The following is a 14871-nucleotide window of genomic DNA, read 5'->3' on the forward strand; positions in this document are numbered from 1 at the left end:
GTCGCCTTCAGGCGATCGGGTCTTCTTGTGTTAGGAAAGTGGAACAGGACCTTTGACGCGAACCGCATCAAATTCACGACGAATGCTTTCATTGGCTTTCGCTTCATCTTCTGCCGACCAGCCGAGTTCGCTACGCATCAGGGCAAGAACACCGTCTGCGTATTGTTCAGCATGTGGGAAATCAAAGAAGACGGCTGAAGCACGACGGTTCAAGAAGTCACCGGGTTGCATGACGAGCTCTGCTTCTAGACCATACAGAAGGGCACCGAACCAGTGTAACGGTAATTGATAACGAGCGGCTTCGTCACCGCGTGTCCGAATCAATTCGAAGACACGTTCGACATTCGTACCGTAGCGCTGGATGAGCCATGTCGTCTCATTCGGTGACAACCCAAGTGCTTCGCCTTTTGGTTGTTGTTCCTTCATGTAACGCGCGAATCCTTTACTTCCTTGTTGATGACCACCACCAAGCAAGATATCGTGCGTACGGGAAGCAAGATAAATTCGATTTTCTTCTGTCTTGAATTGCTCCGCGACCATATCGATGATTCGTTCCGCCATTTTCCGGTACCCAGTCAACTTACCACCGGCGATTGACATCAGACCGGATTTCGAAACGAAGATTTCGTCTTTTCGGGACAGTTCACTTGGATCTTTTCCATCTTCATGAATGAGTGGACGTAGTCCAGACCACGTTGATTCGACATGCTCAGGTCGTAACTCGACGTTGAACATTTGATTCGTCGCCTCTAGGATGTAATCCTGATCCTCGACGGTGACACCAGGCTCAAGAATATCTCCTTTATAGTTCGTATCCGTTGTTCCGACATACGTTTTCCCTTCACGTGGAATCGCAAAGATCATCCGACCGTCTGGAACATCGAAGTAAACGGCTTGTTGCAACGGGAAATGTACTTGATCGATGACGAGATGAATCCCTTTTGTCAGGTGTAATGACTTTCCAGACTTCGAACCGTCTTTTTCGCGCAGTTCATCGACCCAAGGACCTGTCGCATTAATGATCTTCTTCGCCCGAATCGTATACGTTTTGCCACTTAAGACGTCGCGGACTTCGACACCAACGACTTTTCCATTGTGGTAGACAAGCGATTCCGCTTTCGTATAATTGACGGCACGCCCACCGTATCCGACCGCTGCCTTTAAGACTTCGACCGTCAGTCGAGCGTCATCCGTTTTATATTCGACATACCGACCACCGCCGACTAAATGCTCTGAGCGTAACAGTGGTTCGTAACGTAATGTTTCTTCTTTGCTAAGCATCGTCCGACGTTCATGGCGTTTGACACCAGCGAGTTGGTCATAGACACGTAAGCCGATCGAGGTCGAGAAGCTACCGAATGTACCACCTTCGACAAGTGGAAGCATCATCCACTCCGGTGTCGTCACATGCGGTGCGTTCTCATACACGATGGCACGTTCTTTCCCGACTTCGGCGACGAGTTTAATCTCGAATTGCTTCAGATAACGCAATCCACCATGGACAAGTTTCGTCGATCGGCTCGATGTCCCTTCGGCGAAGTCCTGCATTTCGATCAAGCCTGTCCGCATGCCGCGACTTTGTGCGTCAAGCAGAATACCAGCTCCCGTGATACCGCCCCCGATGACGAGGACGTCTAGAAGTTCTTGTCCCATTTCTTCTAACCATGCTGTCCGTTCCGTACTTGAAAACATCTTGTCTTCCCCCTGTTCGTCTGAAATGGATAGTTAGTCTACTTCTATCCATGTACCCACTTTTGCACTCTTTTGAGCACGATCAATGATTTTCATGACGAGTTCAGCCTGTTTCGCAGAGACAGGTGGTGTGGTTCGCTTACGGATGGCTGGAGCGAGATCCGTATAATAATCCCCAAAATGACCGGAAACAAAAGGGAAGTCTTGCAGAGGTCCATTTGCTTCAGCCAATTGATAGGTCGTCCGTTTTGTATCGACTTCATCAACGAAGTAACTCGCCTGTGTTCCGTGCACCATCAGGGAGGGACCAACAGCTGGAACGATGGAACCGATATGCAAAATAGCGCGTCGCGTGCCAAAGGCTAAAATTAGATGTGTATAGTCATCAACGATCCCATCTTGTCGTTGAATCGTTTGATCACAAAAGACACGGTCTGGAATTTCATCGAAGGCGACGAGTGCTTGATCGATCAAGTGTGAACCAAGGTCGTACAATAGTCCGGCACCAGGAACGTCCTGTTCGCGCCAACGCTCCTGCACATCGGGACGGTAACGGTCATAATGCGCTTCGAACGTCTGGAGCGTACCGAGTCGTCCAGATTTCAATAAGGTCATCAGCGTCCGAAAGTCCTTCGTGTACCGCCGATTATGATAAACTGTCAGTAACCGACCGTATGTCCGTGCTAGTTCTGTCAACGTTTCGGCTTCTTCGAGCGTGACGGTGAACGGTTTCTCGACAAGTACATCACAGCCCGAGAGCAAGGCGAGACGCGCGAGTGGATAATGCAGATCATTTGCCGTCGCGATGACGACTAAATCGATTTGTTCCGCTTCAAGTAATGCTTCAAGTGTCGGATAGACAGGGAGCGTCGCGTCGTACGCAGCGACCGCTTCCGGGCGACTCGACTGAACAGCGACCAACTGATAATCAGGTGCGTGTAAATAAGGCGCATGCAAATGTTCACCGGCAAGACCAAAACCAACTAATGCGGTACGAATCATAGAAAACACATCCTTTTCAAGTTCATACCCTCAATCTACCATAAGGAGGAATACAAGATGATTACCGAGCAACACATCATCGAAAAGATGCGCCAAGCGATGCAACGTATTGACCAAACAACAGGAGCTGCGCAGAAAGAACAGATTGCAGCGATGAAGGTTTACTGTGAACTACTGCTCGAATCCGATTCGACGTCGAGTTCGACAATATCGCTTCCTACGTCAACGCCTCAGGCAACCCCAGCGGTCGATCCGATGTTAGCGCGTTTCATGGGTGTTTCGCAGGAAAAAGAAGAAAAAGGCACTTCATTGCTCGATTTTTGAATGAAATGACGCAATTCAGGGAATAACCATCACAGTTAAAATGAGAAAGGGAGATACGTCATGAAAACAGTCATCGTCATTGGAGCAGGACCAGGAAACGGATATGAAATCAGTAAACGATTCGGGCAAGAAGGGTTTCAAGTCGTTTGTGCGGCGCGGACACAAGAAACGCTTGCAGCCGTCATCACGGAACTAAAAGAAGAAGGTGTAGAGGCGGTGGGGGTAGAATGTGATGCTTCTCGAAAAGCCGATATCGCATCACTCATCGAATGGACAGAGGAGCAGTATGGACAAATCGATGTCTTAGTCTATAATGCTTCGATTTTACATCAAGCATCTGTCCTTGAAGTCTCGGCAGAACAGATTACGAAAGAGTTCGAGATCGATGTTCTCGGTGCACTGCATGCCGCACAACTCGTTGCTCCTTCGATGCAGGAACGAAAAGACGGCGCCATCCTGATTACAGGAGGTGGCGCTGCGATGCAAGCAATCAAATCGTTACCAGGGCTTTCGATTGGCAAGGCAGGCGTTCGTCAAGTGACGCACATGCTCCATGATACGTTGAAGGAAGACGGTGTCTACGTCGGAACCGTCACGATTGCCGGAGAAGTGAAGCGTGGAACGGCACTTGATCCGAAAAACGTAGCGGAAGCGTTCTATACACTCTATACAAACCGTAACGAAGTAGAGACAGTTCTATCAGCAGACTAACTTATGAACAAGGTGACGTATGCGGGTTCGGACATTGACCGAATCCGTATTTTCATGGAAAGGAGAGAAATAGAAATGAGACGATCTGTATTCATAAGTCTACTTTTTTTATTCGTCCTCATCGGTTGTGCACCAGAAGAAACCGATCTGCTTGGCATCAAGCAACCAGACGATGAAAAGATTACGAAAGCGACGGTGCAACGCGTCATCGATGGGGATACATTAAAAGTGAGGCTAGCAGACGGGAAAACGGAGGATGTTCGTTTGTTGCTCGTCGATACACCGGAAACTGTTAAACCGGATACGCCGGTTCAACCTTATGGAACGGAAGCTTCAGCGTTTACAAAAGAGACATTACCGAGCGGGACAGCTATTCGGTTAGAGCGTGATCATTCCCGGGCTGACCGATACGGACGACTGCTCGCATATGTCTGGTACGGCGATAAAATGTTGAATCAAGAGTTACTCCGAAAAGGTCTTGCGCGTGTGGCGTTCGTCTATGAACCAGACACACGTTATGTCGATGTGTTTGAACAGATCGAACAGGAAGCCAAGCAGGCAAAGAAGAAAATCTGGAAGCACGATGGCTACGTCACGAATCGCGGATTCAATGTTCAAGCGATTACAGAAACGAAATCCTGCGATATCAAAGGTAATATCAATCGGTCAGGTAAAAAAATTTACCATGTCCCGGGTGGTCAGTCTTACAATGAAGTGAAGCCGGAGCAACGGTTCTGTACGGAGAAAGAAGCACAAGAAGCCGGATTCGTCCGAGCAACACGCTGATAAACGCAAAAAAAGCCATCGCTAGCGATGGCTTTTATCTATCATACAGGTGGTGGCGGTGGTTGATACTGCTGTACGTTATCATCTTCATCAAAGGAGATCGTGACATCGGTGATTCCTTTAAGGATGCGAATTTGCAATTCGAGTCGATCTTTAATGTCGTCCGCTTGCGCAATTGTCAAGTTGGGATCAACTTCAATCTCCGTTTCGACATGGAAGTGATCTCCTTCCTTGATGACTTCAAGTTTTTCGATGTCCCGAACCGCTTCATCACGTAACAAGATTTCACCGATTTTGGCTGTCAGTACTTCATCAACCTCACCGAGCGCACCGGCAGCATTTTGAATAAAGACGTTGTAGACGACATAAAACATCATGAGTCCAATCAAGATGGATGCAATGCCTTCTGCTTGATAAAACGATGTATAATGCGAAATCAGGACAGCGATAATGGCGATGACGCCACCAAGAGTTGCGACAAGATCTTCCATGAAGACAAGACGTGTCGCCGGTTTGGCTTGTCCAAGATGGGCGAAGCTTTGACCAACAAGTGTCAGTCCGCTCGATTTGAGTCCCGTCTCATGCGCGATTTCTTTCATCGCTTTATAGAACACCCCGACTTCCAGTACAACACCAATGCTAAGTGCCGTCAGGATGATCCACAAACCACTTGTCTTTTCTCCAGGACCGTGCGTGATATGCAAGATGCCTTCCCGAATCGTCTCGTAAGCAAGGAGAGCGACGACAATGATTGCAGCAAGTAAGACGAGATTAACGAGCCGACCAAAACCGTTCGGAAACCGTTTCGTTGGTGCTTTTTTACTGAGAGCAGAACCGATGTAGACGAAGAACTGGTTCGCTGCGTCACCGATCGTATGCATCATTTCAGCGAACATCGCTACATTCCCAGTTAAGATATAGGCGACGAACTTGATCGCGGCAATGATCGTATTGACGATGGCGGCAGCAAGGGCTGACTTATTTCCGCGACGGATCAATGAGAAAAAAGTGGTCATGAGCGGTCCTCTCCTTGTCTACTCAAAATAGGTTAACCGCGTCCTGCTTGGAAAGAAGGATAAAGTGTCATGCCGCCGTCCGCAAAGAGCGTGATCCCTGTAACATAACTTGCTTCATCCGACGCAAGCCATGCAGCAACGGCAGAAATCTCTTCTGGTTTCCCGATGTTGCCCATTGGAATCATACTCTCGACTTCTTTGCGTTGTTCTGGATCTTCGAATTTTTCAGCGTTGATCGGCGTATTGATTGCACCAGGTCCAATTGCATTAACCCGGATTCCTTTCGGTGCATACTCCATCGCAAGGGTTTGTGTCATCAATTTGACGCCACCTTTACTCGCGGCGTAGTGGACGAATGTCGGCCATGGAATGATTTCATGCACACTCGACAGATTGATGATACTACCTTTGACATCATGTTCGACGAAGTACTTCAGTGCTTCTCGTGCCCCGAGGAAAGCTCCTGTCAAGTTGACATCAATGACTTTTTGCCAGTCTTCGAGCGACATCTCATGGGAGGCTGACGGCATCTCGATTCCCGCATTATTGACGAAAACGTCTAATTGACCAAAGCGATCGACAGTCTCTTTCACAAGGTTGATCATGTCGTCTTCCTTCGAGACATCTCCTTGGATCGTAATAGCTTCGCCACCCTTATCTTGAATCGATTCGGCAATTTTTTTTGCTTCTTCCGGGTGACTGCGATAGTTAATGACGACACGCATGCCTTCTTCTGCATAACGGCGAATGATTGCTTCACCGATTCCCATTGATCCACCTGTTACGATGGCAACTTTTCCTTTTAAACTTTCATACATGATGCTTCACTCCTTCATTTATTGTTTCGTAAATCCAATCATGATTCCACCAGCAACGACTAAAATACAACCGATGATGACGAAGGTCATCTCTTTCTTCGTTTTCGTTTCTTTCAGTAAGAGGACGCCACCGATGGTTGAGATGACGACACCTGTTTGAGAAAGGGAGAAGCTTGTTGCGACCCCGACTTTTGCCGTAGCAAACAGTAAAGCGACGTTCCCGACAGCCCACATGAGTCCGCCGATGGTATTGCCAGCTGTTTTCTTTGTGAAGAGGTCTCCTTCTCGTAAAGAAAGAAGAATTGCGCTAACGACCATCCCGATCGCTTGCGGTAATACGGCTTCCCAGCCATTAATATCGAACCAGCGGGCGATGACGACATATCCGACATATCCGACAGTCGAGATGAGGAGGAGCGTCAATCCTTTGCCGATATTCTCATCTTCTTTACTCTTATCTTCCTTATAAGACGTGAAAGCTGCTCCGGCAATGATCAATACAAGCGCACTGATTCCGAGAATCAAGGCAGTTGTCGTTGACCACTCGCCAAAAGCAAGAACACCGAACAACGATGTTCCGACGAGTTGCATCCCTGTTGAAATTGGCATCGTTTTTGAGACACCCATTTGACGAAATGCGGCAAATTGATTTTTTTGACCAAGTGCCCAAAAGGCACCAGAAAAGAATCCGGCAACCCAAGCGGTCGTCGACATCTCTGGGCTGACAAAAAAGAAGGTGACGATCGCGAAAAGTAACGCACCCAGAGTCGTACCGATGATTTGTTGCGCCGTTGAACCTCCGATTTTCGAAACGACAAGCGGCAACGATCCCCACATCAATGCGGGAACGATGGCAATTAGAATATCAATCAAGTGTTTCACCTCTCCTTACTATTATCTCTCTACTTGAAGCTGTACCCCGCAAGGCGATAGGAAAAACCTTATGGTGCGAAGATGAATTATTCTGAAATAAAAAACGTCCACCGAGGTGGACGTCTGCTCATGTGTTATTTAACGGAATGGTTCATCGGCGATCCGGACGATTTGTCGTCCGATCCGACGACCGTTCCATAAAGCGATGACAGCGATCGTCAAGGAAATGCCCATGACGTCGTACTGCGTAAAATAATAGCCGAGATAACTAAAAGGCAGGCTGATGATCCCGACGAGCGAACTCGTCCACTGTCGGATTTTGAGTGACTCGATGTTCGCAACACGAGAGAACTTTTGTTGCTCCATGATCCGCCAACGTGTCGGTTCGCTTAAGGCATCGTTAACAAGACGCGGGAAGGCGAGCAATCGCGCGCCGTAAGAACCAGCAATCTGTAGGTAACGGTTTTGATTTTTCCCTTCGTCATCGAGCCAGCGTCGAACCATTGGTTTAGCGAGTTCCAGCAGGTTGATTTGCGGTGAAAGAATCTGAAGGATTCCAAGAATCGTTGATGCGGCACGTCCAAAGAAAGCAAACTCAGCAGGAAGCTGGATCGGTTCATTTCGGACGAGCAATTCGATATCGGATAAGACCTTCTCGATCAGTTTTGTATCCACGTTTTCCATATCACTTTCGAGATAGAACGTGACTGCTTTTTCAATCGCTTGTCGGATATTTTGCTTATTCGCATTCGGCAACAAGAATCGTAGATCTTCTAGACCATCGACGATCGCATCATAATCCAATGTGACGAAGGACTGAAGAATCCGCTGGATCGCTCGCATATCATCGGGCGTCGTCGCTCCGATCATCCCAAAATCAAGCAAGACGATTTTGCCATCGGACTGGACGAGGACATTGCCTGGGTGCGGATCGGCGTGGAATTTCCCGCCGAACAATAATTGTTCTCCAGCGTTCAAAAATAAATTACGTGCTAGTTCTTCACGGTCAATCTGATGTTCGGCTAGATAATCCAGATCCGTGATGCGTGTTCCTTCAATCCATTCCATAACAAGCACCCGATTTGTACAATGTTCTTCATAATAGCTCGGGATATAAATGACAGGGTTCGTCTCATACATCTTTTTAAAGTAGAGACCGTTTTTTAATTCGGTCCGGTAATTCAATTCATCACCGATTACGAAGACCATTTGGCGATATAAGCTTTGCAAATCAGTCGATTTGTTTAACGACGTTCGGCGCAACATGGCAATGACGATACGCATGGCACGGAAATCGGTTTTGATGATTTGTTCGATATTTGGTCGCTGTACTTTGATCGCGACTTTTTTACAGTTTGATTTTAAGGTTCCGCTGTACACCTCACCAATCGAGGCAGAAGCGACAGGACGTGAACTGATATCCGAGATGATTTCTTCGATCGGCATACCCCAATCCTCTTCGATGATCTTTCGTGACTCTCCAAGTTTACTTGAAGGAACTTTATCGACCAGTTCGGTCAGTTCCATCAAGACGGACGGAGGAAACAGATCGGCTCGAATCGATAAGAACTGACCGAGCTTGATCAATAATCCTTCTAACCGTAATGCTTTTTTCTTATAGTCACGCGCAATTCGGATCATGATGCGCTCAAACTCTTCATTGTTCGTACCTGGCCGGTTTTTCCGGGTGAATCGATAGATCGTAAAGATGTAACGTGCGAACATCGTCACGATGACGACGATGCGATAAAGCGCCCAACGTTTCATACGGTCACCTAGCTTCCTGTACAGTTTGTTTCAGTATAGGTTACTTTACCTAAAAACGTCACTCGCAAACGGTCGAAACGGTGACAGAAAATTAATGCTTTACGGAAACTAAAAAGAGAGTATAGTAAGTATTGGAATTTCTTTGTAGAAAGGTGAAATGTGCGCATGTCCTGGGACTTATTGAATATCATCGGCACGGTCGCTTTTGCGATGAGTGGTGCGATCGTCGCGATGGAAGAAAAATATGATTTATTCGGCGTTTGGTTACTTGCTTTGATCACAGCATTTGGTGGTGGTGCCATTCGTAATCTATTGATTGGTGTACCAGTATCTGCTCTCTGGTCGCAAGGTGGTCTCTTTTTAGTCGCGATTCTCGTTGCGTTGTTGATTTTCATGTTACCCCAGTTATTCTTGCCGCACTGGACACGTTGGGGTGTCCTCGCGGATGCGCTCGGATTGTCTGCGTTTGCGATTCAAGGTGCCCTGATGGCGACAGCAAAAGGACTGCCGTTGTCAGCGACGATTTCAGCGGCTGTACTGACCGGTGTTGGTGGCGGAGTGATTCGCGATTTACTCGCTGGTCGGAAACCACTCGTCTTGCATAAAGAGATCTATGCGATGTGGGCTGTCATGGCAGCACTCGTGATTGATCGCTTCCAATTGACGAATCCTCTACATTTGTTCACATTGCTCGGACTCATCACCGTTTTACGTATGCTATCGTATTATTATGAATGGAATTTACCAGCACGACGGTTAGGGGGAGAATAACTATGAAAGTATTCATTATGATTGGCGCGATCTCGATGATGCTATCGGTCGCACTAGGTGCATTCGGTGCACACGCCTTAAAAGATATGTTGACGGAGCGGATGCTCGCGAACTGGCAGACAGGCGTACTTTACCAGATGGTACACTCGCTCGGCATCCTAGCACTCGGAGGACTCTTATTAAAGGCATCGATCCCACAATGGTCATTGGCTGCATGGCTGATGCTCGCCGGAATCGTCTTCTTCTCAGGTAGTCTGTACGTCATGGCATTGACGAATGTAACGAAACTGGGTGCCATCACACCGATCGGTGGCGTCTTGTTCATCGCGGCGTGGATCTTTGTCGCAATTGGTGCCTATAAAGGATTATGAGAACGGACCGTGTTTCTTCAGTCATGGAGAAAGACGGTCTTTTTCATATGAAAAACGCCTACTCATGATAGAGTAGGCGTAGGTATCAAAACGGATTCACCGCTTTGTGGTTTGTGTTTTGTTTAGCTTCGATAATGCTTGCTCATAGCGATCCAGTACACGATCTGCAACCGGTTTCAGCTCTTTTGAAAGCACAGCGAATTGCAATTCACGCGATCGTGTCGATCGGTTCATAGCATTCCCCATGGTAATTCCTCCTTACGTCATTCAACTTACTGTTTTATAGCCGCAAGGAGTATATTCCCATGAGATATTTCAATCAAACGTCATTCAACACATTAAAGTGCAAAATGAGTATTTAATTGTTCACTTTCGAGACGGTTACCGATGAAGAATTCACCGAACTCGCCATATTTCGCGCTGACTTCATCAAAACGCATTTCGTAGACGATTTTCTTGAACTGAAGAATGTCATCTGAGAAGAGCGTAACGCCCCATTCCCAATCGTCAAATCCAGTTGATCCACCGATGATTTGCTGAATCTTCCCAGCGTAACTCCGACCGATCATACCGTGACGATACATGAGCTCTTTTCGTTTCTCCATTGAGAGTGTATACCAGTTATCGCCATCGCGACGTGACTTGCTCATTGGATAGAAGCAGATGTGCTTCGCTTGTGGCAGGATCGGATAGAGGCGGTCACGCACATATGGATTCTCGTATGGGTTTCCTTCGCCTGAACCACGGTACGTACCAAGTTCGACGACAGAGACATAAGAATATGTTGGAACCAAATAATCATATAGATCGAGTTTCTGCATCTTGACTTCGACGTCTTGGATTTGTTCCATCGTAGGACGAAGAACCATCAAGACGAGATCTGCTTTTTGACCAATGATCGTATAAAGTGCGTGGCTTCCGTCTTTAGCTTCTTCCACACCAGAAAGCTCTGCGAGGAAGGCTTGGAACTCTTCAATCATGCGCGCGCGCTCTGTCGCGTCGACTTGTTTTAAGCGTGACCAATCGATCCGGCGAAAATCATGTAATGTATACCAGCCGTCGAGTGTTTCAGCGGCTTGTTGCGTAGCAGTCGGTTCAGATGTTTGGTGTTGCATGAGATGACCTCCTGAGTCTGAAATAAATTGTCTTTTTCCATATCCTATCTTATCACATTCTATTAAAAGGCTTCGTCTTAAAAGGTTTTGTCCATGAGATCGTAACACATGAAAAAAGCAGAGAGTGGGTAAAAGGGATAGGGGGTCCTGTTTTTCTCGAAAACGGCTTCTGTACTATTTTATAAAAAAGCTGTAGTAGTCGATGAATATGGCTTCAGTGCTTTTGTTAGATAACTTTTTTGCAAATTGTTTTAACAACGATTGAGAACTGTGTATAATAAACGGTGGAAAAGAAAATGGATCAAATCGACGTCGTCGTGTTTACCTAAAAAGGAGAGAAACTCATGCAATTATTCGATATGTTAGAACAAAAGATTAAAGCGCACCAACCGAAAATCGTCTTCCCAGAAGGAATTGACGCGCGTGTTCTCGGCGCAGCTGTCCGTTTGAAGAAAGACGGTCTTGTCACACCGGTCGTCATCGGACCGCGTGCACAAATTGAAGAAACAGCAACAGCGAACGGCATCGATGTAACTGGACTTGATACAATTGATCCTGCTTCTTACGCTGGCATTGATGAGCTCGTCGCATCGTTCGTTGAGCGTCGTAAAGGGAAAGCAACAGAAGAACAAGCACGTGCTGTCATCTTAAAAGATGTGAACACGTTCGGTACAATGCTTGTTCACACTGGACAAGCAGAAGGTCTCGTATCGGGTGCGATGCACGCGACAGGTGATACAGTTCGCCCGGCACTTCAAATCATCAAAATGCAAGAAGGCTATAAAAAAACATCTGGCGTCTTCATCATGGTTCGTGACGATGAGCAATACGTCTTCGCAGACTGCGCGATCAACATCGCACCGGATGCGAACGACCTAGCAGAAAACGCGATCGCATCTGCGAAAACAGCGAAAACATTCGGGATCGATCCGAAAGTCGCATTGCTCAGCTTCTCAACAAAAGGTTCAGCAAAATCACCAGAGACAGAGCGTGTCGTTGAAGCAACGCGTATCGCAAAAGAACGCGCACCAGAACTTGCGATCGATGGCGAACTTCAATTTGATGCTGCTTTCGTTCCAAGTGTCGCAAAATCAAAAGCACCAGAATCAGATGTCGCGGGTCAAGCGAACGTCTTCATCTTTCCAAGTCTTGAAGCTGGAAACATTGGCTACAAAATCGCACAACGTCTTGGTGGCTTCGAAGCAATCGGTCCGATCCTTCAAGGTTTGAACAAACCGGTCAACGATCTTTCACGCGGTTGTAACGAAGAAGATGTCTACAAACTCGCGATCATCACGGCGGCACAAGCGGTCGAAGAACGCCAAGCCTAAGCACAGTGTGAAAAAGTCTTTACTTTTTCGCTAAACCCCGTACAATGGTACACATCACGAAAATCACGAAACGTAAACGTATAGCAACGCTCGTATAATAGTGGGAATTGGCCCACGAGTCTCTACCGGATCGCCGTAACGATCCGACTACGGGTGGTGAGTTACTGCTCTCTTTTTTGGCGTACAGTGGCTGCCCCCGGGTAGCGGCTGTACGTTTTTTCGTTTTTTAAAGAGGAGAATGCATGTATGAAACGTCTACACGACATGATTAATCAAGAGGGAATCGTCTTATCGGATCAAGTATTGAAAGTGGATGCTTTTTTAAATCATCAGGTTGATCCGACGTTGATGTGGGAAATCGCCTATGAGTTCATGGAACGCTTTCAAGATGCTGGCATCACGCGGATTTTGACAATCGAAGCGGGAGGTATTGCCCCGGCAATGATGACAGCACTTCGTCTTGGCGTACCAATGGTCTATGCTCGTAAGACGAAATCGGTCACATTGAACGAAGGAACGATTTCAGCTGAAGTTTTCTCATTTACGAAACAACAGACGAATACAATCACGGTCGCAGAGAAATACCTGCAACCGGGTGAACGTGTTCTGATCATTGATGACTTCCTCGCAAACGGAGAAGCAGCATTTGGTCTCGCTCGTCTCGTTGAACAGGCAGGGGCAGAAGTCGCTGGATTTGGAATCGTCATTGAAAAGTCGTTCCAACCGGGACGTCAAAAACTGATCGAAGCTGGATTCCGTGTCGAGTCACTCGCGCGTGTCGAGTCATTGAAGGACGGAAAAGCGACATTCGTCGACTCGGTGACCGTATGAGACTATCAAACTTCAAAGCAGCCAGTCTCGGACTTCAGCATGTGCTTGCGATGTACACGGGAGCAGCTGTTGTTCCACTGATCGTCGGGAGTGCGATCGGATTGTCAGGAGAAGAACTTGCTTATTTAGTGGCGATTGATCTCTTCATGTGTGGCGTTGCGACCTTATTACAAGTACTCGTCACGAAATACACAGGTGTTGGTCTTCCCGTCGTACTTGGTTGTACCTTTACAGCAGTCGGTCCAATGATTGCGATTGGAAGTCTTCAAGGCATTACAGCGATTTACGGTGCTTTGATTGCCAGTGGGCTGATCATTCTTGTCATTTCAGGCTGGTTTAGTAAGATCGCGGTCCTGTTCCCACCGGTTGTCCTTGGTTCCGTCGTGACGATCATCGGGATTTCCTTAATTCCGGCTGCGATCAACGATATCGGAGGCGGACAGGGAGCGAAAGACTTTGGTGACTTACGTTACCTCGGACTCGCCGGATTAACGATCGTCTTGATTTTAATCTTGAATCGCTACGGCACGGTCTTCTCAAAAGCGGCAGCTGTCTTAATTGCTGTGATGATCAGTACACTCGTTGCATTTGGCATGGGAATGATCGACTTCAGTCCGGTGGCAGAAGCATCATGGTTCCAAATGGTGACACCATTTTACTTCGGTGTACCGACATTCAATGCAACTGCCATCTTGACAATGACGCTCGTTGGTCTCGTCTCGATGGTTGAATCGACAGGTGTGTTCTTGACACTTGGTGAAATTACGGACCGTCGTTTGACGGATAAGGATCTAGCGCGTGGTTACCGAGCAGAGGGTGTCGCGACGATCGTTGGTGGTATCTTCAATAGTTTCCCTTACACGACCTATAGCCAAAACGTCGGTCTAGTTCAGTTGACTGGCGTAAAGACACGCAAAGTCATTTTATTTGCGGGTGGATTTTTGATCTTGCTCGGTTTCTTACCAAAAGTGGCGACGTTTACGACATTGATTCCAAAACCTGTTCTTGGTGGAGCGATGTTGATCATGTTTGGAACGGTCGCAGCAAGCGGGATCCGTATCCTATCACGGGTCGATTTTTCGAAGAACGAGCACGTCATCACGGTGGCACTCGCGCTCGGGATTGGTCTAGGGATTAGCATGAATCCTGAAATCGTAGCAGGTCTCCCGTCACAAATTCGCGTTTTGACGGATAGCCCGATCGTCGCTGGTTCACTAACAGCATTGCTATTGAACGGGATCTTCCGATTGACCGGGAAGTCCGAAACAGCAGATGTGCCACTTGCTAAAGTTGAATAACAATTGTAACTTTCCGAAAGGAGCTATCCTGTATACTACATAGTAGCAGGTAGTTCCTTTTTTATACTGCTAACGTAATCAGAATATTCCGAGTATGTGGATTTAGTGAAAAATATACATTGAAAACGTTTACAAAATCGACACATCTTCTTTATACTGACAACG

16 protein-coding genes and 1 riboswitch are annotated in these 14871 nt (G+C 47.2%); of the genes, 8 read left to right on the forward strand and 8 right to left on the reverse strand.

The genetic code is table 11. The features are described 5' to 3' along the window. Positions 1 to 30 precede the first annotated feature (30 nt). Positions 31 to 1692 (reverse strand): glycerol-3-phosphate dehydrogenase/oxidase, encoded by a 1662-nt coding sequence (locus tag ACY2IG_RS01480; protein ID WP_462618261.1) that lies wholly within the window; start codon positions 1690 to 1692, stop codon positions 31 to 33. 33 nt (positions 1693 to 1725) lie between these two features. Next, on the reverse strand, positions 1726 to 2694 hold the full coding sequence (locus ACY2IG_RS01485; RefSeq protein WP_035411475.1) for a Gfo/Idh/MocA family oxidoreductase: 969 nt from the start codon (positions 2692 to 2694) through the stop codon (positions 1726 to 1728). 57 nt (positions 2695 to 2751) lie between these two features. On the opposite strand from ACY2IG_RS01485, the gene ACY2IG_RS01490 reads away from it, so the two are divergent. The 3 genes from ACY2IG_RS01490 to ACY2IG_RS01500 all read left to right on the forward strand — a co-directional run bounded on the left by ACY2IG_RS01490 (position 2752) and on the right by ACY2IG_RS01500 (position 4515). Beyond that, on the forward strand, positions 2752 to 3018 hold the full coding sequence (locus ACY2IG_RS01490) for a DUF5327 family protein (protein WP_035411472.1): 267 nt from the start codon (positions 2752 to 2754) through the stop codon (positions 3016 to 3018). 60 nt (positions 3019 to 3078) lie between these two features. After that, positions 3079 to 3729, forward strand: coding sequence for an SDR family NAD(P)-dependent oxidoreductase (locus ACY2IG_RS01495; RefSeq protein WP_035411468.1), 651 nt, complete (start codon positions 3079 to 3081; stop codon positions 3727 to 3729). A 75-nt stretch (positions 3730 to 3804) separates the two neighbouring features. After that, the gene (locus ACY2IG_RS01500) at positions 3805 to 4515 is read left to right on the forward strand and encodes a thermonuclease family protein (protein WP_214856257.1); all 711 of its coding nucleotides are present in this window, start codon (positions 3805 to 3807) and stop codon (positions 4513 to 4515) included. A gap of 41 nt (positions 4516 to 4556) precedes the next feature. On the opposite strand, the gene ACY2IG_RS01505 is transcribed toward ACY2IG_RS01500, so the two are convergent. The 4 genes from ACY2IG_RS01505 to ACY2IG_RS01520 all read right to left on the reverse strand — a co-directional run bounded on the left by ACY2IG_RS01505 (position 4557) and on the right by ACY2IG_RS01520 (position 8989). Further along, positions 4557 to 5531 (reverse strand): cation diffusion facilitator family transporter, encoded by a 975-nt coding sequence (locus ACY2IG_RS01505; RefSeq protein WP_329469811.1) that lies wholly within the window; start codon positions 5529 to 5531, stop codon positions 4557 to 4559. Between the two features lie 32 nt (positions 5532 to 5563). After that, complete coding sequence (locus tag ACY2IG_RS01510) at positions 5564 to 6349, reverse strand: SDR family oxidoreductase (protein WP_308102239.1); 786 nt, start codon at positions 6347 to 6349, stop codon at positions 5564 to 5566. A gap of 18 nt (positions 6350 to 6367) precedes the next feature. Then, positions 6368 to 7219, reverse strand: coding sequence for a GRP family sugar transporter (locus ACY2IG_RS01515; protein ID WP_197026242.1), 852 nt, complete (start codon positions 7217 to 7219; stop codon positions 6368 to 6370). A gap of 141 nt (positions 7220 to 7360) precedes the next feature. Beyond that, positions 7361 to 8989: an ABC1 kinase family protein gene (locus ACY2IG_RS01520; RefSeq protein ID WP_462618262.1), complete on the reverse strand. Its 1629-nt coding sequence runs from the start codon at positions 8987 to 8989 to the stop codon at positions 7361 to 7363. Between the two features lie 165 nt (positions 8990 to 9154). On the opposite strand from ACY2IG_RS01520, the gene ACY2IG_RS01525 reads away from it, so the two are divergent. Both ACY2IG_RS01525 and ACY2IG_RS01530 read left to right on the forward strand, forming a co-directional pair. Beyond that, positions 9155 to 9760 carry a trimeric intracellular cation channel family protein gene (locus tag ACY2IG_RS01525; RefSeq protein WP_023466752.1) on the forward strand — a complete coding sequence of 202 codons (606 nt, stop codon included), beginning with the start codon at positions 9155 to 9157 and terminating at the stop codon, positions 9758 to 9760. 2 nt (positions 9761 to 9762) lie between these two features. Further along, on the forward strand, positions 9763 to 10131 hold the full coding sequence (locus ACY2IG_RS01530) for a DUF423 domain-containing protein (RefSeq protein ID WP_023466753.1): 369 nt from the start codon (positions 9763 to 9765) through the stop codon (positions 10129 to 10131). 96 nt (positions 10132 to 10227) lie between these two features. On the opposite strand, the gene ACY2IG_RS01535 is transcribed toward ACY2IG_RS01530, so the two are convergent. Together ACY2IG_RS01535 and hemQ are read right to left on the reverse strand one after the other, a co-directional pair. Then, positions 10228 to 10377, reverse strand: a complete 150-nt coding sequence (locus tag ACY2IG_RS01535; protein ID WP_023466754.1) for a hypothetical protein — start codon at positions 10375 to 10377, stop codon at positions 10228 to 10230. Between the two features lie 92 nt (positions 10378 to 10469). After that, a complete protein-coding gene (gene hemQ / locus ACY2IG_RS01540) occupies positions 10470 to 11246 on the reverse strand; it encodes a hydrogen peroxide-dependent heme synthase (RefSeq protein WP_035411450.1) in 777 nt (258 codons plus the stop codon). 344 nt (positions 11247 to 11590) lie between these two features. On the opposite strand from hemQ, the gene pta reads away from it, so the two are divergent. The 3 genes from pta to ACY2IG_RS01555 all read left to right on the forward strand — a co-directional run bounded on the left by pta (position 11591) and on the right by ACY2IG_RS01555 (position 14706). Continuing rightward, entirely contained in the window at positions 11591 to 12577 is a 987-nt protein-coding gene (gene pta / locus ACY2IG_RS01545; RefSeq protein ID WP_056064431.1) for a phosphate acetyltransferase, read from the forward strand. Positions 12578 to 12647: 70 nt separating this feature from the next. Continuing rightward, positions 12648 to 12747: riboswitch (purine riboswitch) on the forward strand. Positions 12748 to 12823: 76 nt separating this feature from the next. Then, a complete protein-coding gene (locus ACY2IG_RS01550; protein ID WP_035411444.1) occupies positions 12824 to 13408 on the forward strand; it encodes a xanthine phosphoribosyltransferase in 585 nt (194 codons plus the stop codon). Then, positions 13405 to 14706: a nucleobase:cation symporter-2 family protein gene (locus tag ACY2IG_RS01555; protein ID WP_056064425.1), complete on the forward strand. Its 1302-nt coding sequence runs from the start codon at positions 13405 to 13407 to the stop codon at positions 14704 to 14706. The genes ACY2IG_RS01550 and ACY2IG_RS01555 overlap by 4 nt, the downstream gene beginning before the upstream one ends. The last annotated feature ends 165 nt before the right edge of the window (positions 14707 to 14871 follow it).

It is taken from the genome of Exiguobacterium sp. EF_C8 (genome assembly GCF_054956715.1).

Excerpts from the sequence above, each read along its gene's own strand:
- ACY2IG_RS01505 (WP_329469811.1), bottom strand. The coding sequence starts at position 5,531 with ATGACCACTTTTTTCTCATTGATCCGTCGCGGAAATAAGTCAGCCCTT.
- ACY2IG_RS01480 (WP_462618261.1), bottom strand. The coding sequence starts at position 1,692 with ATGTTTTCAAGTACGGAACGGACAGCATGGTTAGAAGAAATGGGACAA.
- ACY2IG_RS01500 (WP_214856257.1), top strand. The coding sequence starts at position 3,805 with ATGAGACGATCTGTATTCATAAGTCTACTTTTTTTATTCGTCCTCATC.
- ACY2IG_RS01485 (WP_035411475.1), bottom strand. The coding sequence starts at position 2,694 with ATGATTCGTACCGCATTAGTTGGTTTTGGTCTTGCCGGTGAACATTTG.
- ACY2IG_RS01535 (WP_023466754.1), bottom strand. The coding sequence starts at position 10,377 with ATGGGGAATGCTATGAACCGATCGACACGATCGCGTGAATTGCAATTC.
- ACY2IG_RS01555 (WP_056064425.1), top strand. The coding sequence starts at position 13,405 with ATGAGACTATCAAACTTCAAAGCAGCCAGTCTCGGACTTCAGCATGTG.
- ACY2IG_RS01490 (WP_035411472.1), top strand. The coding sequence starts at position 2,752 with ATGATTACCGAGCAACACATCATCGAAAAGATGCGCCAAGCGATGCAA.
- ACY2IG_RS01550 (WP_035411444.1), top strand. The coding sequence starts at position 12,824 with ATGAAACGTCTACACGACATGATTAATCAAGAGGGAATCGTCTTATCG.
- ACY2IG_RS01510 (WP_308102239.1), bottom strand. The coding sequence starts at position 6,349 with ATGTATGAAAGTTTAAAAGGAAAAGTTGCCATCGTAACAGGTGGATCA.
- ACY2IG_RS01495 (WP_035411468.1), top strand. The coding sequence starts at position 3,079 with ATGAAAACAGTCATCGTCATTGGAGCAGGACCAGGAAACGGATATGAA.
- pta (WP_056064431.1), top strand. The coding sequence starts at position 11,591 with ATGCAATTATTCGATATGTTAGAACAAAAGATTAAAGCGCACCAACCG.
- hemQ (WP_035411450.1), bottom strand. The coding sequence starts at position 11,246 with ATGCAACACCAAACATCTGAACCGACTGCTACGCAACAAGCCGCTGAA.
- ACY2IG_RS01520 (WP_462618262.1), bottom strand. The coding sequence starts at position 8,989 with ATGAAACGTTGGGCGCTTTATCGCATCGTCGTCATCGTGACGATGTTC.
- ACY2IG_RS01525 (WP_023466752.1), top strand. The coding sequence starts at position 9,155 with ATGTCCTGGGACTTATTGAATATCATCGGCACGGTCGCTTTTGCGATG.
- ACY2IG_RS01530 (WP_023466753.1), top strand. The coding sequence starts at position 9,763 with ATGAAAGTATTCATTATGATTGGCGCGATCTCGATGATGCTATCGGTC.